Origin of the sequence: Herbaspirillum sp. (assembly GCF_035644555.1) — a bacterium.
In the GTDB taxonomy this organism is placed as follows: Bacteria; Pseudomonadota; Gammaproteobacteria; order Burkholderiales; family Burkholderiaceae_D; genus Herbaspirillum.
In genome coordinates this window covers 53,752-73,183 of sequence record NZ_DASQOH010000049.1, presented here as the reverse complement: position 1 = coordinate 73,183, position 19,432 = coordinate 53,752, and the positions used below count along the sequence as shown (strand labels likewise).

At 65.7% G+C, this 19,432-nt stretch carries 18 protein-coding genes; 15 read left to right on the top strand and 3 right to left on the bottom strand.

Annotation, left to right across the window (positions count from 1 at the left end):
* The first annotated feature begins 15 nt into the window (after positions 1-15).
* From VE092_RS13150 to VE092_RS13135, 4 genes are read left to right on the top strand one after another with little or no spacing between them, the layout of a single operon-like run.
* Positions 16-426 carry an ATP-binding protein gene (locus tag VE092_RS13150; protein ID WP_324877394.1) on the top strand — a complete coding sequence of 137 codons (411 nt, stop codon included), beginning with the start codon at positions 16-18 and terminating at the stop codon, positions 424-426.
* Complete coding sequence (locus tag VE092_RS13145) at positions 411-1,460, top strand: ATP-binding protein (RefSeq protein WP_324877392.1); 1,050 nt, start codon at positions 411-413, stop codon at positions 1,458-1,460. Before VE092_RS13150 ends, VE092_RS13145 begins: the two co-directional genes overlap by 16 nt.
* Positions 1,457-3,259, top strand: coding sequence for an ATP-binding protein (locus VE092_RS13140; protein ID WP_324877390.1), 1,803 nt, complete (start codon positions 1,457-1,459; stop codon positions 3,257-3,259). Before VE092_RS13145 ends, VE092_RS13140 begins: the two co-directional genes overlap by 4 nt.
* Before the next feature lie 20 nt (positions 3,260-3,279).
* Positions 3,280-4,860: a hybrid sensor histidine kinase/response regulator gene (locus VE092_RS13135; protein ID WP_324877388.1), complete on the top strand. Its 1,581-nt coding sequence runs from the start codon at positions 3,280-3,282 to the stop codon at positions 4,858-4,860.
* A gap of 37 nt (positions 4,861-4,897) precedes the next feature.
* Here VE092_RS13135 and pcaD read toward each other — a convergent pair whose 3' ends face one another.
* The 3 genes from pcaD to VE092_RS13120 all read right to left on the bottom strand — a co-directional run bounded on the left by pcaD (position 4,898) and on the right by VE092_RS13120 (position 7,195).
* Positions 4,898-5,677 (bottom strand): 3-oxoadipate enol-lactonase, encoded by a 780-nt coding sequence (pcaD, locus tag VE092_RS13130; protein WP_324877386.1) that lies wholly within the window; start codon positions 5,675-5,677, stop codon positions 4,898-4,900.
* 73 nt (positions 5,678-5,750) lie between these two features.
* Positions 5,751-6,038, bottom strand: a complete 288-nt coding sequence (gene catC, locus VE092_RS13125; protein WP_006465079.1) for a muconolactone Delta-isomerase — start codon at positions 6,036-6,038, stop codon at positions 5,751-5,753.
* A 203-nt stretch (positions 6,039-6,241) separates the two neighbouring features.
* A complete protein-coding gene (locus tag VE092_RS13120; RefSeq protein ID WP_324877384.1) occupies positions 6,242-7,195 on the bottom strand; it encodes a LysR family transcriptional regulator in 954 nt (317 codons plus the stop codon).
* A gap of 144 nt (positions 7,196-7,339) precedes the next feature.
* On the opposite strand from VE092_RS13120, the gene VE092_RS13115 reads away from it, so the two are divergent.
* The 11 genes from VE092_RS13115 to VE092_RS13065 all read left to right on the top strand — a co-directional run bounded on the left by VE092_RS13115 (position 7,340) and on the right by VE092_RS13065 (position 19,424).
* Positions 7,340-8,545 carry a muconate/chloromuconate family cycloisomerase gene (locus tag VE092_RS13115; RefSeq protein WP_324877382.1) on the top strand — a complete coding sequence of 402 codons (1,206 nt, stop codon included), beginning with the start codon at positions 7,340-7,342 and terminating at the stop codon, positions 8,543-8,545.
* A 50-nt stretch (positions 8,546-8,595) separates the two neighbouring features.
* Positions 8,596-9,531: a catechol 1,2-dioxygenase gene (catA, locus tag VE092_RS13110; protein ID WP_324877380.1), complete on the top strand. Its 936-nt coding sequence runs from the start codon at positions 8,596-8,598 to the stop codon at positions 9,529-9,531.
* Positions 9,532-9,617: 86 nt separating this feature from the next.
* Positions 9,618-11,003 carry a Rieske 2Fe-2S domain-containing protein gene (locus VE092_RS13105; protein ID WP_324877378.1) on the top strand — a complete coding sequence of 462 codons (1,386 nt, stop codon included), beginning with the start codon at positions 9,618-9,620 and terminating at the stop codon, positions 11,001-11,003.
* On the top strand, positions 11,000-11,503 hold the full coding sequence (gene benB / locus VE092_RS13100; protein ID WP_324877375.1) for a benzoate 1,2-dioxygenase small subunit: 504 nt from the start codon (positions 11,000-11,002) through the stop codon (positions 11,501-11,503). Before VE092_RS13105 ends, benB begins: the two co-directional genes overlap by 4 nt.
* 22 nt (positions 11,504-11,525) lie before the next feature.
* On the top strand, positions 11,526-12,557 hold the full coding sequence (benC, locus tag VE092_RS13095) for a benzoate 1,2-dioxygenase electron transfer component BenC (protein ID WP_324877373.1): 1,032 nt from the start codon (positions 11,526-11,528) through the stop codon (positions 12,555-12,557).
* 11 nt (positions 12,558-12,568) lie between these two features.
* Positions 12,569-13,342 carry a benzoate diol dehydrogenase BenD gene (gene benD, locus VE092_RS13090; protein ID WP_324877371.1) on the top strand — a complete coding sequence of 258 codons (774 nt, stop codon included), beginning with the start codon at positions 12,569-12,571 and terminating at the stop codon, positions 13,340-13,342.
* A gap of 22 nt (positions 13,343-13,364) precedes the next feature.
* A complete protein-coding gene (locus VE092_RS13085; RefSeq protein WP_324877369.1) occupies positions 13,365-13,805 on the top strand; it encodes a RidA family protein in 441 nt (146 codons plus the stop codon).
* Between the two features lie 46 nt (positions 13,806-13,851).
* Positions 13,852-15,225 (top strand): MFS transporter, encoded by a 1,374-nt coding sequence (locus VE092_RS13080; RefSeq protein ID WP_324877367.1) that lies wholly within the window; start codon positions 13,852-13,854, stop codon positions 15,223-15,225.
* A gap of 154 nt (positions 15,226-15,379) precedes the next feature.
* Positions 15,380-16,549: a benzoate/H(+) symporter BenE family transporter gene (locus tag VE092_RS13075; protein ID WP_324877365.1), complete on the top strand. Its 1,170-nt coding sequence runs from the start codon at positions 15,380-15,382 to the stop codon at positions 16,547-16,549.
* 17 nt (positions 16,550-16,566) lie between these two features.
* Positions 16,567-17,847, top strand: coding sequence for a GTPase (locus VE092_RS13070; protein WP_324877363.1), 1,281 nt, complete (start codon positions 16,567-16,569; stop codon positions 17,845-17,847).
* Positions 17,844-19,424 (top strand): dynamin family protein, encoded by a 1,581-nt coding sequence (locus VE092_RS13065; RefSeq protein WP_324877361.1) that lies wholly within the window; start codon positions 17,844-17,846, stop codon positions 19,422-19,424. The genes VE092_RS13070 and VE092_RS13065 overlap by 4 nt, the downstream gene beginning before the upstream one ends.
* The last annotated feature ends 8 nt before the right edge of the window (positions 19,425-19,432 follow it).

Below are 19,432 nucleotides of genomic sequence, written 5' to 3'. Positions count from 1 at the left end.
AGTGCGAGGTACCCGGTGGATGAACAGCAACTGCTGACCCAGTCCCTGCAGAGCGATGAAGATGTGGTGCGCCTGCGCAAGCTGGTGCGCGACCATCTGGTACGGCTGGGCTTTTCGCTGGTGGAGCAGACCAAGATGGTGACGGCGGCCAGCGAACTGGCGCGCAATACACTGCGCTACGGTGGTGGTGGAGTAGCCCGCGTGGACGAGCTGCACAATGGCAGCAGGCGTGGCCTGCGGCTGGTGTTCGCCGACCAGGGGCCGGGCATTGCCGACGTGGCGCTGGCCCTCACCGATGGCTACACCACCGGCGGCGGCCTTGGGCTGGGACTTTCCGGTGCCAAACGGCTGGCCGATGAATTCGAGATCGATACCGCGCCGGGCGCGGGAACCCAGGTAAGCATCATCAAATGGAAACTGTTCTGACGGCCTCGCGGACCGAGGAATGCATCGCCGTCAATGAAACCGTGGATGTCGCGGCAGCCCGCCGGGCGGCAGCCGATCTGACGCGGCGGCTGGCCTTCGCGGCCGAACCGGCGGCGCGACTGGCGCTGGTGGTGACGGAAGCGGCGACCAATATTCTCAAGCATGCCGGGCATGGCGAAGTCTTGCTGCGTACCGTCATGGGAAGCACACCGGCGGCCGTGGCGGTGCGTGGCATCGAGATGCTGGCCATCGACGATGGTGCCGGCATGGACGATGCCCAGGCCGCCATGGCCGACGGCAATTCCACCGCCGGCACCTATGGGGTGGGGCTGGGCGCGATCCGGCGCCAGTCCGATGAGTTCGACCTCTATTCCTGGCCCGGGCGCGGCACGGTGCTGCGCGCGGTCCTGTGGGAGACCCCGGGCGTGCGCCAGGACTGGCAGTGCGGTCTGGTATGCCTGCCGCTGCCGGGCGAACGGCAGTGCGGCGACGCCGGCTGGGCCGCGACCATCGATGACGGGCTGCTGCTCGTGCTGGCCGACGGCCTGGGGCATGGCGATGCCGCCGCCGAGGCGGCCGATGCCGCCGTGCAGGTGATGACCGACATGACCGCGGCCAGCCGCGTCCTGCCGCCCGCCGAGCTGGCGCAGCGCATGCATGGCGCCTTGCAGAAGACGCGTGGTGCGGCGGTGGCCATCGCCGGTGTCGACGTGCAGGCCGGCCGGGTATGTTATGCCGGGGTCGGCAATATCGCCTGTTGCACCAGCCTGGAGGGGCAGCGCCGCCACCTGGTCTCGGTCAATGGCATCGTCGGTCACAACCTGCGCAAGGTGCAGCAGTTCGAGACACCCTGGCAGGAGGGGATGTTGCTCATCCTCCATTCCGACGGGCTCACCAGCCGCTGGTCGCTGGACGCCTATCCGGGGCTGGAACAGTCCCACGCGGCCGTGATTGCGGCCGTGCTCTATCGTGATTTCTATCGCGGCCGTGACGATGTCAGCGTCATGGTGCTGCGCCGGGGAGAGGCTGGATGAGCCTGCGCTTGCTCACTGTGGCGATCGGCAATGAAGTCGACGTGGTCGGGGCGCGCCAGCGCGCCCGGCAGATCGCTGACCTGTGCGGTTTCAATGCGCAGGACCAGGTGCGCATCGCTACCAGCATTTCGGAGTTGGCGCGCAATGCCTACCGCTATGCCGGGCGCGGGCAGGTGGAGTTCTCCATCGAAGGCAGGACCGCTCCGCAGACTCTGCTCATGGGTGTGCGCGACCAGGGCCCGGGCATCGCCGACGTGGAACTGGTGCTGTCCGGCCGCTATCGTTCCAGTACCGGCATGGGGCTGGGTCTGCTGGGCGCGCGCAAGCTCATGGATGCCTTCGAGATCCAGACCGCCAGCGGGCAGGGCACCACCGTGCTGCTGCGCAAGCTGCTGCCGCCCACCGCGCGCCTGATCACGCCGCGCGTGGCCGGCGAGATCGGTGCCGCGCTGGCGGCCGCGCCGGCCGGGCTGGCGCTGTTCGAGACCCAGCAGCAGAACCAGGAGCTGCTGGCCACCCTGGCCGAACTCAAGGGCCGCCAGGAAGAATTGCTGCAACTGACCCGCGAACTCGAAGACACCAACCGCGGCGTGGTCGCGCTGTATGCCGAGCTGGATGAAAAGGCCGACCACCTGCGTCGTGCCGACGAGGCCAAGTCACGCTTCCTGTCCAACATGAGCCATGAATTCCGCACCCCGCTGTCATCCATCCGGGCGCTGGCCAAATTGCTGCTGGACCGGGTCGATGGCGAACTCAGCACCGAGCAGGAACGCCAGGTGCGCTACATCCTCGACAGTGCCGGCGCCTTGTCGGAACTGGTCAATGACCTGCTGGACCTGGCCAAGATCGAAGCCGGCAAGGTCGAGATCCATCCCAGCCGCTTCCAGGTGGCCGAGCTCTTCAGCGCCTTGCGCGGTATGCTGCGTCCCCTGCTGGTGTCGGACCGGCTGCGCCTGAGCTTTTTCGCCCCCGAGGATTGCGAGATGTTCACCGACGAAGGCAAGCTGTCGCAGATTCTGCGCAACTTCATTTCCAACGCCATCAAGTTCACCGAGCAGGGCAGTATCACCGTCACGGCCGAGCCACTGCCGCATGGCGGCGCGGTGCGTTTCTCGGTGACCGATACCGGCATCGGCATTCCGCCCGAACACATCGGCATCATCTTCGAAGAATTCTCGCAGGTGGAAAACCATCTGCAACGCCATGTCAAGGGCACCGGCCTGGGTCTGCCGTTGTGCCGCCAGCTGGCCACGCTGCTGGGCGGTGAAGTGACGGTGGGCAGCCGCCAGGGCGAAGGCTCCACCTTCAGTACCGTGATCCCGGTCATCCATGACCAGGCCGATGGTGCGGCAGAGCGGCTGTCGCTGGCCCCGCGCGAACCGGCCGAACCGGCGCTGGCCAGCCTGCCGGTGCTGGTGGTGGAAGACCGGCCCGAGTTGCGCCTGCTGTACCAGCGCTACCTGCATCAGTCCGAGTTCCGGGTGGTACCTGCTTCCTCCGTGAGCGAGGCCGAAACCCTGTGGCGCAACGGCGAACCCTGTGCCGTGGTATTGGATATCCTGCTGGATGGCAAGGACGCCTGGCACTGGCTGGTGCAGATCAAGAACGATCCCGCCCGCTGCGATGTCCCGGTCATCATCGCCTCCGACGTGGATGACAAGAGCAAGGCCATGGGGCTGGGCGCGGATGCCTATTTCCTCAAGCCAATGGGACGTGATGAGCTGCTGGCGGCGCTGCGCTCGCTGGTGGACATGCCACAGCCCCGAAACGAAATCGCCATGCGCGAGGTCAATGCCTGAACAACCGTATCCATGCTGCCATGAGCCATCCAGAACAACTGATCCTCAACGTCGATGACACCGATGCCGCCCGCTATGCGCGCACGCGTATCCTGACCAAGGCCGGGCTGCACGTGGTGGAGGCCGCCAGCGGCACCGAGGCGCTGGCCCTGGCGCGCGAGCTGCGGCCGGCGCTTATCCTGCTGGATGTGAAGCTGCCCGACATCCATGGCATGGAAGTCTGCGCCCGGCTCAAGGCCGATCCGGCGACCGCATCCAGCCTGGTGCTGCAGACCTCGGCGTCCTACATCGGCGTGGCCGACAAGATCCGTGCGCTCGAAGGCGGGGCCGACAACTACCTGTTCGAACCGATCGAGCCGGCCGAGCTGGTGGCCAACGTGCATGCGCTGCTGCGCCTGGCCAAGGTGGAGAACGAGTTGCGCGAGATGGATCGGCGCAAGGATGAATTCCTGGCCATCCTGGCGCACGAGCTGCGCAATCCGCTGGTCCCCATGCGCAATGCCATCGGCATCCTCAATACGCGCGCCCCGCATGCACCCGAGTGGGAAATGCGGGCCCGCACCACCATCTCCAATCACCTCGACCATATGGTGCGGCTGGTGGACGATCTGCTGGACGTATCGCGCCTGTCGCACAACAAGCTGGCCCTGCAGTTGCGGCGTACCCGCGTCGCCGAAGTCATCGACAATGCCCTGGATTCGACCCAGCAGCTGATGGAGCGCAAGCACCAGCAATTGCACCTGGACATGGCCGATGCCACGCTGGCGGTAGAGGGCGATGAAGTCCGACTGGCCCAGGTCCTGATCAACCTGCTGCACAATGCCGCCAAGTTCAGCCCGGACGGCGGCCACATCTACCTGGCCGCGCGCGGCGAAGGCGAGCGGGTGGTGTTGACGGTCAGGGATGAGGGCATCGGCATCGCCGCCGAACGCCTCGGCGATATCTTCGGCATGTTCGCGCAGGCCAATGCCCTGGGTCATGATCGCCAGGATGGCCTGGGCATCGGTCTGTCGCTGGCCCGCAGCCTGGTCGAACTGCATGGGGGGAGCCTGACCGCGCAGAGCGCCGGTCTCGGGCATGGCAGCCTGTTCCGTATCGAACTGCCGTGCGCCGCGCCGGAGCGCGACCTGGGCGAGCTACCGGTGGCCACAGAGAGCCGGGCGGTGACGGCGGAGGGCCCGGCCGGCGCCGTCTCCGAGCCTGGCGCCAGTGTTCCGCGCGCCGCTCTGCGGGTGCTGGTGGTGGACGACAACGTCGATATCGCCGACACCATGAAGGAACTGATGGAATTGCTGGGGCATGAAGTGGACGCGGTTTACAGCGGCCGCAAGGCGATCGCCCGCGCCCAGGAATGGGTGCCCGATGCGGTGTTGCTGGACATCGGCCTCAAGGACATGACTGGTCACGACCTGGTGCGCAGCCTGCGTGCCGATCCGCGTACCAGCGACATCTATCTGTTGGCCTGCTCCGGTTTCAGCAGCGATGAAGACAAGCGCGAAGCCTTCGACGCCGGGGTCGATGACTACCTGGTCAAGCCGGTCGATATCGACACCCTGGCGCAATTGGAGCTGCGCCGTCCGCCGCCGCGCGCCCGCGCTTGAAGCATGAGGGTGGCGGGGTTGAGGACGGCGCGGCGGTTTATGAGCTCAGGAACTGCAGCACGGCCTGGGTAAAGGCCTTGGGCTGCTGCTGGTTGGAGATGTGGGCGGCATCGAATTCCACATACAGCGCGCCCGGGATGGTGTCGCGCATGAATTGTCCGTCGGCCGGCGGGGTGGGCACATCGCCGCTGCCAGCGATCACCAGGGTCGGGGCAGTGATGCCGGCGATGGCTGCGCGCAGGTCGTTGTCTCGCACCGCTGCGCAGGCGCCGGCATAGCCTTCGGCCGGGGTCGCCAACAGCATCGTGGTCAGGGCTTGCACCTGCTGCGGATGCTGGGCCGCATACTCCGGCGTCAGCCAGCGTGACACTACGGCCGACGCGATGGCAGACAGGCCTTCGCGCTGCACGGTCTCGATGCGGCTGTTCCATGCCTCGGGGGTGCCGATCTTGGCCCCGGTATTGCTGAGGATGAGTTTCCTGACCCGCTCCGGATGATGCACCGCCAGCCACATGAAGGTGCTGCCGCCCATGGAAAGGCCGCAGAAATGCGCCTGGGCGATCTGCAGATGGTCCAGCAGGGCGATGACGTCAGCCCCCAGCTGGGCGATGGTATAGGGGCCGGGCGTGACCTCCGACTGGCCGTGGCCGCGGGTGTCGTAGCGCAGCACGCGGAAGTGCTGGCTCAGTTCGGCCATCTGCGGCTCCCACATCGCCAGCGAGGTTCCCAGCGAATTGGAAAACACCAGCACCGGCAGCGAGGCGTCGCCGTCGAGTTGATAGTGCAGCTTGATTCCGTTCAGTGTTGCGAATGGCATGGATCAATCCTTGACGCGCCGGCCGGCATCAGGCCGGGGGCGCGCGATGGTGGTCAGCAGGGAAGGGGGAGGCTCAGCCGATCTGTGCGATGGCCGAGGGGTGCTGGGTCAGCGGGGTGACCGAGATGCTCATGAAGGGATACAGCGGCAGCGCCGAGAGGATGTTGTGCAGCTCGTCATTGCCCGAGACATTGAAGATGCTCACATTCGCATACTGACCCACCACACGCCACAGGTCGCGCCACTTGCCTTCGCGCTGCAGCTTCTGCGCCATCTCCTTCTCGTCCTTCTTCAACTGGTCGGCGACCGCCTTGTCCAGGGTGGCGGGGATGTTGACTTGCATTTGGACCATGAACAGCATGATGTTTTCTCCGTTATCGCGTTGTGATTATGGTGGGGGCGAGGGCTGAAGCCTCAGATGGAATGTTCGATTAACGAACATTAATCCTTTATTCGCACAACCGAGTGTAGGCGTGTGCCGGTGAGGATGTCAACCTGGGACGACAGCGCAGTGCATCAATGAAGCACGCATGCAGCTGTACCTCAGCAGCACCACTGCAGCCCTCACTCGTGCCGCTCGGGATTGGGGAAGCCGGTGGCCGGGAAGGAGCTGGTCTCGATGTCCAGCCAGGCCGGGCGCTCGGCGTACATGTCCGCCACCAGTTGCTTGACGGCCTCGATGTACCAGGCGTTGTCGTTGATGCGGTGGGTCAGGATGATGGGCGAGGTGGCACGCGGGTCGTCGATCAGCCGGTAATGCAGATCATTGCGCAGGCGCGCCGAGGCCGGGATCAGGCACAGGCCCGACTCCGCCGCCACCAGGCCCAGGGCGGTCTGGATTTCGCGCACCTCATGCACTTCGGCGGGATGGATGTCCTGGTCGTTGAGCAGGCTCAGGATGTGGTCGGCAAAGCTGGGCCGCGGTTCCTTGGGATAGACGATCAGCTTCTGGCCATGCACTTCCTTCAGGCTCACGCGCTGGTGGCTGGCCGCCAGCGGGAAGGAGGGCGGGATCGCCAGCACCAGCTTTTCCTCGCGCAGGACGATGCGCGCCACCGTGGCGTCGTTGCTGCGGATGCGGCCGAAGCCGATGTCGATGCGGCCCGACTTGAGGGCCGCGAACTGCTGCATCGAGGTCAGTTCCACCAACTGGATATCCACCTCCGGGTAGTGCTGGCGCAGCTTGCGCACCAGTACCGGCAGGCCACCGTAGAGGGTCGAGGCGACGAAGCCGATCGACAGCGTCTGGCGCTGGTTCAGGCCGATCTGCTGGGTGGCGTTCTTCAGCTGCTCCAGGCGGTTGAGGATCTGCAGCGCCTGCTCGTAGAACACCCGGCCGGCCTCGGTCAGGCGCAGCGGGCGGCTGTTGCGCAGGAGCAGCTGCACACCCAGTTCTTCTTCCAGCAGCTGGATCTGGCGGCTCAAGGGCGGCTGCGCGATGTGCAGCTGCTCCGAGGCCCGCGTGAAATTGCGCGTATTGGCGACGGCGACGAAGTATTTCAGTTGTCTGATGTCCATGGTCAAAAATCATATCGCACGGGAACAAAAGATGTCTAATTCTTTGATTTCTTTGGGTGCACTGCAAAACTATATAAAAAAGGTATGAAACTAGATGTATTTGGTGTTGGCAATGGCAGGGCTTTCGGGTGTTCAATGCAAGCCATGGATACCCAACAACACCTTCATACTGCGGCAGCCCCGGCGAGCATCGAGCGGGTCGAGACCTTCCTGGTCGATCTGCCCACCATCCGCCCCCATCAATTGTCGATGGCGACCATGAACGGGCAGACCCTGATGCTGGTACGCCTGTATTGCTCCGACGGCAGTGTCGGTGTGGGCGAGGGCACCACCATCGGCGGCCTGGCCTACGGCGCGGAGTCGCCCGAGGGCATGAAGCTGGCCATCGATACCTATTTCGCACCCCTGCTGCTGGGGGCCAACGCCAGCGCCATCCCGGCCCTGATGGCACGCCTGAACAAGGCCATCCAGGACAACCGCTTCGCCAAGTGCGCCATCGAGACCGCGCTGTTCGATGCCCTGGGCCAGCGCACCGGCCTGCCGGTCTCGCAGCTGCTGGGCGGACCGGCCCGTGACAGCCTGCCGGTGGCCTGGACCCTGGCCTCGGGTGATACCGCCAAGGACATCGACGAAGCCGAGCGCATGCTGGCCCAGCGTCGCCACAATATCTTCAAACTCAAGATCGGCCGGCGCGAGGTCGACGCCGACGTCGCCCACGTGGCCGCCATCAAGAAGGCTCTTGGTGACCGCGGTTCGGTGCGGGTGGACGTCAACATGGCCTGGAGCGAACTTGAAGCCCAGCGCGGCCTGGCCGGCCTGGTCGATGCCGGCTGCGAACTGGTGGAGCAGCCGGTGGCCTCGCCCCAGGCGCTGGCGCGCCTGAAGGGCAAGCATGCCATCGCGGTGATGGCCGATGAATCGCTGACCGGTCCGGCCTCGGCCTTCGCCCTGGCGCGCATCGGCGGCGCCGACGTCTTTGCCATCAAGATCGAACAATCCGGCGGCCTGCGCGCGGCCCAACAGGTGGCCGCCATCGGCGACGCCGCCGGCATCGAACTCTACGGCGGCACCATGCTGGAGGGCGCCATCGGCACCATCGCCTCGGCGCACGCCTTCGCCACCTTCCGTGAACTGCAGTGGGGCACCGAACTGTTCGGGCCGCTGCTGCTGACCGAGGAAATCCTGGCCACGCCCCTGCAGTACCAGGACTTCCACCTCGCCATTCCGCAAGGCCCCGGCCTTGGCATCGTGCTCGATGAAGAGCGTGTGCAATACTTCCGTCGCGACCGCCGGCAAGGCGCTACCGTGACCACAGTGACAGCAGCGAGGCCGACCGCACTGGTCGGATAAAACAAAAAAATCACTTTCCCCGATCGATAAATCCAATAGGAGACTCAACCATGGCAGCCAAGATTTTCAGCACCCCCGAAGTACAAGATTTCCTGCGTCTGGCCAGCGGCCTGGACACCGAAGGCGGCAGCCCGCGCACCAAGCAGATCGTGCATCGCATCCTCTCGGACCTGTTCAAGACCATCGAAGATCTGGAAATCACCTCCGACGAATACTGGGCCGGCGTGGCCTACATCAACCGCCTGGGCGCTTCCAGCGAGGCCGGCCTGCTGTCGCCGGGCCTGGGCCTGGACCGCTTCCTGGACATGCGCATGGATGCCGAAGACGCCGCCCTGGGCATCACCGGTGGCACCCCGCGCACCATCGAAGGTCCGCTCTACGTCGCCGGTGCACCGGTGGAGCAGGGCTTTGCCCGCCTGGATGACGGCAGTGACCAGGCCGGCCAGACCATCATCATGCACGGCACCGTCTACGATGCCCACGGCAAACCATTGCCGGGCGCGCAGGTGGAAGTCTGGCATGCCAATACCAAGGGCTTCTATTCGCACTTCGACCCGACCGGCGAGCAAAAGCCGTTCAACATGCGTCGCACCATCATCACAGACGCCCAGGGTCGGTACAAATTCCGCAGCATCATGCCGGCTGCCTACGGCTGCCCGCCCGCCGGTCCCACCCAGGGCCTGCTCAATGAACTGGGTCGTCACGGCAACCGTCCGGCGCACATCCACTTCTTCGTCACCGCCGAAGGTCATCGCAAGCTGACCACGCAGATCAACATCGAAGGCGATCCGCTGATCTATGACGACTTCGCCTACGCCACCCGCGAAGGCCTGGTGCCGCCGCTGGTCGAGCGTACCGATGCCGCCAGCATCAAGGCCGAAGGCCTGGAGGGACCGTTTGCCGAGATCGTCTTCGACATCTCGCTGACCGCCCTGGTCAACGGCGCCGACAACCAGATCGTCGATCGCCCGCGTCTGGCTGCCTGACGCGCCACTTCGTCCACCCCCCGCCGCAGTGAAGCCGCGATGGCCACCATCGCGGGGGGCGGCTTGTACCCTGGAGAAACCGCACCATGAACATCCTCGCCGCCGCTGACAAGTACCAAGCCGTCGACAGCCTGCTCGACAGCGCCCTGCAGGAAGACCCCGCCAATGGCATCTTCCGCTGCCGTCGTGACATCTTCACCAACCCCGAGCTGTTCGAGCTGGAGATGAAGCACCTGTTCGAATCGAACTGGGTCTATCTGGCCCACGAGAGCCAGATCCCCGAGATCAACGACTACTACACCACCTGGATCGGTCGTCAGCCGGTGGTCATCACCCGCGACAAGACCGGCCAGTTGAACGCCGTCATCAATGCCTGCGCCCACAAGGGTGCCATGCTGTGCCGTCGCAAGCACGGCAACAAGAGCAGCTTCACCTGCCCCTTCCACGGCTGGACCTTCAGCAACAGCGGCAAGCTGCTCAAGGTGAAGGACGAGAAGACTACCGAATACCCGGTCTCCTTCAACAAGGACGGCTCGCACGACCTGACCCGGGTGGCACGCTTCCAGAGCTATCGGGGCTTCCTCTTCGGTAGCCTGTCGGAGGACGTGCTGCCGCTGGAAGAGTACCTGGGCGAGACCCGCGTGATCATCGACCAGATCGTTGACCAGGCGCCCAACGGACTGGAAGTCCTGCGCGGCAACTCCAGCTACATCTACGACGGCAACTGGAAGATGCAGATGGAAAACGGCTGCGACGGCTATCACGTCAGCACCGTCCACTGGAACTACGCGGCTACCATGGGCCGCCGCAAGGAAGGCGGCACCAAGGCCACCGACGCCAACAACTGGAGCAAGGCGGTGGCCGGCGTCTATGGCTTCGAGAATGGCCACATCCTGTTGTGGACCAATACCCTCAACCCGGAAGTGCGCCCGATCTGGAACCAGCGCGAAGAACTGGCCGCCCGCGTCGGCCAGGCCCGCGCCGACACCATCGTGGCCCAGACCCGCAACCTGTGCCTGTATCCCAACGTGTTTCTGATGGACCAGTTCGGCACACAGATCCGCGTGGCCCGTCCCATCAGCGTGGACAAGACCGAGATCAGCATCTTCTGCTTCGGCCCCAAGGGCGAGAGTGATGAAGACCGTCGGCTGCGCATTCGCCAGTATGAAGATTTCTTCAATGTCTCCGGCATGGGTACCGCCGATGACCTGGAAGAATTCCGTGCCTGCCAGGCTGGCTATGCCGGTTCGACCGTGCGCTGGAACGACATGAGCCGTGGCGCCCCGCTGTGGAAGCAAGGCCCCGACGAGAACGCCCGCAAGATGGGCATGAACCCCAAGTTGAGCGGTGAGCGCAGCGAGGATGAAGGCCTGTTTGTCTGCCAGCACCACTACTGGACCGAGCAGATGCGCAAGGCGGTCGACAAGGAGCGCTCCGCGCTGCAAGCGGCACAGGAAGGAGCACAAGCATGAGCAGCACCGTCGAACTGGGCGCGGTATGCGCCTTCCTCTATCGCGAGGCACGCCACCTGGACGAGCGTGAATGGGAATCCTGGCTGGAACTGTACGCTCCCGATGTCGAGTACTGGATGCCGGCCTGGGATGACGATGACCAGATGACCCAGGACCCACAGCGCGAAATCTCGCTGATGTACTACGCCAACCGGGAAGGCCTGGAAGACCGCGTGTTCCGGATCAAGACCGAGCGTTCCAGCGCCTCCATGCCGGAGCCGCGCACCAGCCACATGATCGCCAACGTGGAAATCCTGGCCGAGCGGGATGACGCCGTGGACGTGCGCTACAACTTCCACACCCTGTCGCACCGCTACAAGATCACCGACCAGTTCTTCGGGACGGTGCTGGCCACGCTCAGGAAGAGCGCGGGCACCCCGGGTGGTTTCGTCATCACCCGCAAGAAGATCGCACTGAAGAACGACTATATCCGCCAGGTCATCGACGTCTATCACGTCTGAGACCGGCGGCAGGAGACAGCAAATGAGCAGCTACCGTATCGCCCTCAACTTCGAAGACGGCGTGACCCGCGTCATCGATTGCGGCCCCAAGGAAAAAGTCCTGGACGCCGCCTTCCGCCAGCGCATCAACCTGCCCATGGATTGCTCCGATGGCGTGTGCGGCACCTGCAAGTGCCGTGCCGAGAGCGGTCGCTACGACCTGGGTGACGACTACATCGACGATGCCCTGAGCAGCGACGAGGCCGATGCCGGCCTGGTGCTGACCTGCCAGATGGTGCCGCAGTCGGATTGCGTGGTGGCCGTACCGGTCGCCTCCACCGCCTGCAAGACAGGCAGCGCCCGCTTCGGCGGCAAGGTGGCGCAGGTGACCGGGTTTGCCGGCGCCGCCTTCGAGCTGGTGCTGGAGGTGGCGGCCGATGCACCGGCTTTCCTGCCGGGACAGTACGTCAACATCGGCGTACCGGGCAGCGACCAGCATCGCGCCTACTCCTTCAGTTCGGCCTCGGGTGCTGCCCGCATGAGCTTCCTGATCAAGAACGTGCCGGGCGGCCTGATGAGCAGCTGGCTGGCTACTGCCCAGCCGGGTGATGCTCTCGACCTGACGGGGCCGCTGGGCAGCTTCTACCTGCGACCGGTGACCCGGCCGGTGCTGATGCTGGCCGGCGGTACCGGGCTGGCGCCTTTCCTGTCGATGCTGGAGGAGATGCTGCGCCAGGGCATCGACCAGCCGGTGCACATGATCTACGGCGTCACCCGCGACCAGGATCTGGTACTGGTGGAGCGCCTGGAAGACTATGCCCGCCGCCTGCCCGGCTTCAGCTTCACCACCTGCGTGGCCGATGCCGCCACCGCCCATCCGCGCCAGGGTTACGTGACCCAGCACATGCCGGCCGAGGTGCTGCACGATGGCGCGGTGGATGTCTACCTGTGCGGGCCGCCGCCGATGGTGGAGGCGGTGCAGAAGCACTTCCAGGCCCAGGGCATCAGCCCGGCCAGCTTCTACTACGAGAAGTTCGTCACCAGCCTGCCGACCCCGGTGGCGGTGGCGGCGTGAGCGGCGCGTCCATGAAGGCCCGCTTCCAGGACAAGGTGGTGGTGGTCACCGGCGCCGCCCAGGGCATCCTGCGCGGCGTGGCGCTGGGCATCGCCGCGGAGGGCGGCCGGGTGCTGCTGGTGGACCGCGCCGAGTTCGTCCATGAGGTGGCAGCCGAGGCCGCCGATGGTCGCGCTGCAGGCTTTGTCGCCGATCTGGAAACCCATGACGGCGCCCAGGCGGCGATGGCCCATGCCATTTCCCGCTTCGGCCGCATCGATGTGCTGATCAACGGCGTAGGCGGCGCCATCCGCATGCGACCCTTCGCCGAATTCGAACCGTCCCAGATCGACGCTGAAATCCGCCGCTCGCTCATGCCCGCCCTGTATGGCTGCCATGCGGTGCTGCCCCATCTGTTGCGGCAGGGCGGCGGCACCATCGTCAATGTTTCTTCCAATGCCACCCGCGGTATCCGCCGCGTGCCGTATTCGGCCGCCAAGGGCGGCGTCAATGCCCTGACCGTCGCGCTGGCCATGGAGTATGGCGAACAGGGCATCCGCGTGGTCGCCGCCGCCCCCGGCGGCACCCAGGCGCCACCACGCCGCGTGCCGCGCAATGCAGAGGGCGACAGCGCGCGCGAACAGGCGTGGATGCAGGAAGCCGTGCAGCAGGTCACCGGTTCCACCTATTTCAAACGCTACGCCACGCTGGAAGAGCAGATCGCCCCGATCCTCTTCCTCGCCTCCGATGACGCCAGCTACATCACCGGTGCCGTATTGCCGGTAGCCGGCGGCGACAACGGCTGACCCAACGATACGGAGCTACGCCATGCCAGAACGCCAGGCCATCATTCCCAAGGGAATGGAAGACGTCTACGAAAAGATCGGTTACGCCCCCGGTGTGCTGGTGGGCAGCACGCTTTACGTGTCCGGCCAGATCGGCCGCAACCACGCCATGCAACTGGTCGAGCCACGCGAAGCCCAGATCGTGCAGGCCTTCGAAAACCTCAAGCAGGTGCTGGAGACCGCCGGCGGCACGCTGGACGATATCGTCGACCTCACCAGCTTCCACACCGACATGCGCGACCTGCCGCTGTTCATCAAGGTGCGCAACCGTTACCTGACGCGTTATCCGTTACCGGCCTGGACCGCCATCGGCGCCCACATGCTGGGCGGCGCGCCCGGCTACATCGTGGAGATCAAGGCCGTGGCGCATCTTCGCAACGACGCGGAGACCAGACACCAGGCAAGCGCAGCACCCCAACCATAAGAAACTACAACAACGGACTACAACCGAAACGACGGAGGAGAAACCCATGAAGACCCTGGAAGTTAGCCAGATCATCGACGGCGCGCGCTTTACCAAATTCCACTGGATGGTGATGTGCCTGTGCGCATTGCTGCTGGTGTTCGACGGCTATGACCTGTTCATCTACGGCGCCGTGCTGCCGGTGCTGATGAAGGAGTGGAGCCTGTCGCCGGTGCAGGCCGGCGCACTGGGCAGCTATGCCCTGTTCGGCATGATGTTCGGCGCCTTCATCTTCGGCCCGCTGGCCGACCGCATCGGTCGCAAGAAGGGCGTGGCGATCAGCTTCGTGCTCTTTAGCGTCTCCACCTTCCTGAGCGGCTTCTCCACCTCGCCCACCGAGTTCGGCGTGTATCGCTTCCTGGCCGGTCTGGGCTGCGGCGGCCTGATGCCCAATGCGGTGGCGCTGATGAACGAGTACGCACCCAAGCGCCTGCGCAGCACCCTGGTGGCCATCATGTTCAGTGGTTATTCGCTGGGTGGTGTGCTGTGTGCCGGCCTGGGCATCTGGATGCTGCCCAACTTCGGCTGGCAGTCGATGTTCTTCGCCGCCGCCGTACCGCTGGTGCTGCTGCCGCTGATCCTGTGGAAGCTGCCGGAATCGGTGGGCTTCCTGCTGCGCCAGGGCAAGCATGATCAGGCGCGCGCCATGCTTATGCGGATCGCCCCGCAAGGCAGCATCGCCACCGGCGACCACCTGGTCCAGGCCGACGCCAAGGGCGCCGGTGCACCCATGCTGGACCTGTTCAAGCAGGACCGCAGCGTCGGTACGCTGATGATCTGGGTGTCCTTCTTCTGCTGCCTGCTGATGGTGTATGCACTCGGTTCCTGGCTGCCCAAGCTGATGGCCAGCGCCGGTTATAGCCTGGGCTCCTCGCTGTCCTTCCTGCTGGCCCTGAACTTCGGTGGCGTGGTCGGTGCTATCGGCGGTGGCTGGCTGGGCGATCGCTTCACCCTGCCCAAGGTGGTGATCAGCTTCTTCGCCGTGGGGACCGTGGCCATCGCGCTGCTGGGCTTCAACAGCCCCACGCCGGTGCTGTACCTGCTCATCATCGTGGCCGGCGCCACCACCATCGGTACGCAGATCCTGCTGTATGCCAACACCGCGCAGTTCTACCCGCTGGCGATCCGTTCCACCGGTCTGGGCTGGGCTTCGGGCGTGGGTCGCTCGGGCGCCATCGTCGGCCCCTTGCTGGGCGGTGCGCTGATGGCGGCAGCCCTGCCGCTGAAGATGAACTTCCTGGTCTTCGCCATCCCCGGCCTGGTGGCGGCGCTGGCGATCGGCATCTTCATGCTGCGCTACCGGCATGCCGGCCAGGGCGCCAGTGCCAACAGTGTCGGTGCGAATGGCGTGTCGCCAGCATCGGTGTCGCGTAGCGTTTAAGATCGCAACTTCAGGACGGCGGTCCGGCGCTGCGATGGTTCTGCCATCGCGGCGCCTGGCCTTTTGACCATCAGAGGAGGCAGGGCACAACCGGCTCTCTCCCATTTCGCGGCCGGTCGCTGGACGGCACGCAGCATGCAGCAAGGAACGATTCATGGTCCATCGACAAGGCTCGCTCACGGCGTGGGTGGCCGGTTTCCTGGCAGTACTGATTTCCTATGCGGGGCCGCTGGTGATCTTCGTGCAGGCCGCGCACGCCGGTCAGGTCCCGACCTCGCAACTGGTGTCCTGGGTCTGGGGCATTTCCATGGGAGCCGGGGTGAGCGGCCTGCTGTTGAGCTGGTGGTTCCGCATGCCCATCATCACCGCCTGGTCGGCCCCAGGAACGGCGCTGCTGCTGAGCCTGTTCCCCGGCATCAGCATGCCCGAGGTGGTGGGCGCCTATGTGATGGCGGCGCTGCTGCTGATCCTCATCGGCGTGACCGGTTACTTCGAGAAGATCCTGGCCTTCATCCCCAAGGGTATCGCCGCCGGCATGATGGCCGGCATCCTGTTCCAGTTCGGGGTGCAAGCCTTCCGCTCCAGCGTACAGGCACCCCTGCTGGTGCTGGTCATGCTGGCCGCCTACCTGGCCGGGCGCCGCTGGTGGCCGCGCTACGGCATCGTGGTGGTGGCGCTGGCGGGTTTCGCGGTGGCCTTCGCCAGCGGTCGTACCCATCTCGGCGAGCTGGGGCTGGAACTGGCGCAGCCGGTCTTCATCGCGCCGCAGTTCAGCCTGGGCGTGTTCTTCAGCTTTACCATCCCGCTCGTGCTGGTGAGCCTGACCGGGCAGTTCCTGCCCGGCATGGCGGTATTGCAGCTGGCCGGCTACCATCCGCCCACCCGCGCCGTGGTCACCGGCGCCGGCCTGGCCTCGCTGGTGACCGCCTGCTTCGGTGGCATCACCATCGTCCTGGCGGCCATCACGGCGGCCCTCTGTACCGGCAGGGATGCGCATCCCGAACCCGGCAAGCGCTACCTGGCCGGCATCGCCAATGGCGTGTTCTATCTCATCGGCGGTACCTTCGCGGCTTCCATCGTCAAATTGTTCACCGCCTTCCCCAAGGAATTGATCGCCGCACTGGCCGGCCTGGCCCTGATCGGCGCCATCGTGTCCAACATCCGTCTGATGAGCGAGGAGGGCGGCTATGTCGAACCCTCCGTCATCACCTTCCTGGCCACGGCCTCGGGCATGAGCCTGTTCGGACTGGGCGCGGCCTTCTGGGGCGTGGTGTTCGGCATGGCCGCCTACTGGCTGATCGGACGCCCCAGAAAAACAGCATGAGCTGCATGGAGACTGCAATGCAAGAAAATACCGGATCCACCGACCCCTTCGCCCCCCTGGCCAGCGAGATCCAGGCCGTGGCGCCCGGCCGCGCGCATGACCTGGCGCGACTGCGGGTGCTGGCGCAACGGGCTGCGCCCGCCACGGTGACCGTGGTGGGCAAGTACAACCACGGCAAGAGCCGCCTGTTGAACGAACTGATGGGCAGTGACGTCTTTGCCGTCGCCGACCGCCGCGAGACGGTGCGCCTGTCCGAACACCGGCATGCCGATGTGCGCTGGCTGGATGCCCCCGGGCTGGACGCCGACGTGGCCGAGCAGGACGACAGCCATGCCCAGGAGGCGACCTGGCTGCAGGCCGATATCCGCCTGTTCGTGCATGCCGCCAAGGAGGGCGAACTGGATGCCGCCGAGCGTGCGCTGTTGCAGGCCCTGCGCGACGACCAGCAGCGCACGCGCCGCCAGACCCTGTTCGTCCTGACCCAGGTCGACCAGATGGCCGACGAGGCGCAACTGGAGCGGGTGCGCAGCGCCATCGCCGCACAGGCGCCGGGCCTGACGCTCCATCCGGTGTCGTCCACGCGCCACCGCAGCGGCATCGAAGGCGGCAAGAAGCTGTTGCTGGAAAAGAGTGGCATCCCCGCCCTGCAGGCCTGGCTGCGCGATGTCACGGCACAGGTCCCGGCGGCGCGCCGCCATGAGCGCGCACTGCTGCTGGACGAGATCGACCAGCAACTGCAGCACCAGCAACGCAGCGCCCAAACACAGTTGCAGGCACTGCGGCAACAGCAGCACCAGCAGCGCCAGGATTTCGAACAAGGCCTGGAGGCGGTGCTGGACAAGGTGCATCAGGACCTGCTGCCGGTGCTGGAGGTGGAAGGCGACGACCCGGCCCTGGTGCCGGACACGGCCGCCGACGAATTCAAGCTCACCGCCGGCAAGCGCGAGCGGGCGCGCATTCACGTCGCCTATTCGCGGGCCTGCATCGCCATCCGCGCCCATCTCATCAAGCACGGGGTAGAGGGCTTGCCGGCCGACCAGCGAACCTCGGTCACCAGCCTGGATACGGTGATGGTGGCCGTCATGGGCATTTCCATCAAATACCGCGCCGACCTGCGCCGCCGTTTCTGCGAGCCGGCCGGACGCGGGCAGATGACGCAGTCCTTCCTGCACTACTACGAACTGTCGGAAGATCGCCAGGCCTTGGTGCAGGCAGTGGCGCGCGCCGACACCGCGCTGCATGCCGTCACCCGCGCGGCGGACGCGCTGGAGCAGTTGCGCGCGGTGGAGCTGGCATGAAGACGTCGGAACAGCGTTTCATCGACATCATCGGCAGCTCCGGCAGCTCCGGCGGGGCCGAAGCGGATGTGGAAACCCTCCTCGCCGCGTTGCGCGACTGGCTGGCCTCGCTGGATGCGGCGCTCACGGCCAGCCGGATCGAGGCCGGTGGCCTGCAACCCGGCTGCGCGCTGGCGCAGCGCATCGGCGGCCTGCATCAGGCACTGGCGCAGCAGCATCAGCAGCGCGAAGCCCAATGGCTGGCACTGGCACCGGCACGCGCCCTGGCGCAGCGCTTCGAGGGCAAGCTGATGGTACTGGTGTTCGGCAAGTTCAATGCCGGCAAGAGTTCGCTGTGCAACTTCCTGGCCGAGCGCTTCCGGCAGCATGGGCAGGCGGTGCAGTATTTCCATCTGCAGGGCGGCCAGCTGCTGGCCTCGGACGAGGCCTTCCACGAGGGCGCCACCGAGACCACGGCGCGCCTGCAAGGGGTGTGCCTGGGCGATGGACTGGTCTTGCTGGATACCCCCGGCCTGCATTCGGCCACCGATGACAATGCGGCCCTGACCCAGCGCTTTCTGGACAGCGCCGATGCGGTGCTGTGGCTGACCAGTTCGACCTCGCCGGGACAGGTGCAGGAACTCGACGAACTGGCCCGCGAACTGCGTCGGGGCAAGCCGCTGCTGCCGGTGGTGACGCGCAGCGATGTGATCGACGAAGACGAAGTCGATGGCCAGATCGTCAAGTGCCTGCGCAACAAGTCCGACGCCAACCGCGCCGACCAGGAAGCCGATGTCGGCCACCGCGCCGCCGACAAGCTGCAGGCGCTGGGCGTGGCGGCGGCCCAGCTGAAGCCGGCGGTGTCGGTCTCGGCCTATGTGGCGCGCAGCACGGGCGCCGATGCAGAGGCCATGGCCGGGGCCGGTTTCGAACGCCTCTATGCAGCCCTGCTGGAACTGCTGGCCCCCGCGCTGGCCTATCGCGCCCGCAAGCCGGCCGAAGTCCTGCTGCATCACCTGCAGGAGGAGGTGGAAGCGCCCTTGCTGAACCAGACCATGCCGGCCCTGACAGCCCTGCGCCAGCAGGTGCAAGAGGAACTGGACAGCCTGCCGGCCCGGCAGGCGCGACTGGTGCAACAGGCCTGGCGCGAGGTGATGCCGCAGCTGGCCGATCTGCTGGAAGCGCATGCCGAGGTGGCCGACGTAGCGGCAGTGGTGGCTGCATTGAACGCAGCCCTGCAACAGGCGGCCACCCAACACGCCCAGGCCTGCCTGGACAGTCACATCTTGCCCACCCTGGAGACCGCGCTGGAGCTGCCGGCCGATCTAGGCTACGACAGTGCGCCGGCCGATGGTTTGCCGGCCGCATATGAAAAGCTGTACGAGACCCTGGGCGCGGTCGTGCAGGACAGCCTGCAGCGCATGGCCGGTGACCTGGCCGAGCGCTGCGCGGCCCGCCTGCAGGCGCTGGATCAGGCACTGCAGCACAAGCAGCAGATCATCCTGGACGGCCAGCGCCGCCTGGGCCAGATCGCGTCCCTTCTGCGTGGCCTGCACGCAGGCGCGAGCCAATTGCGTGAACCGGCGCAGGAGGTGTGACCACGCTT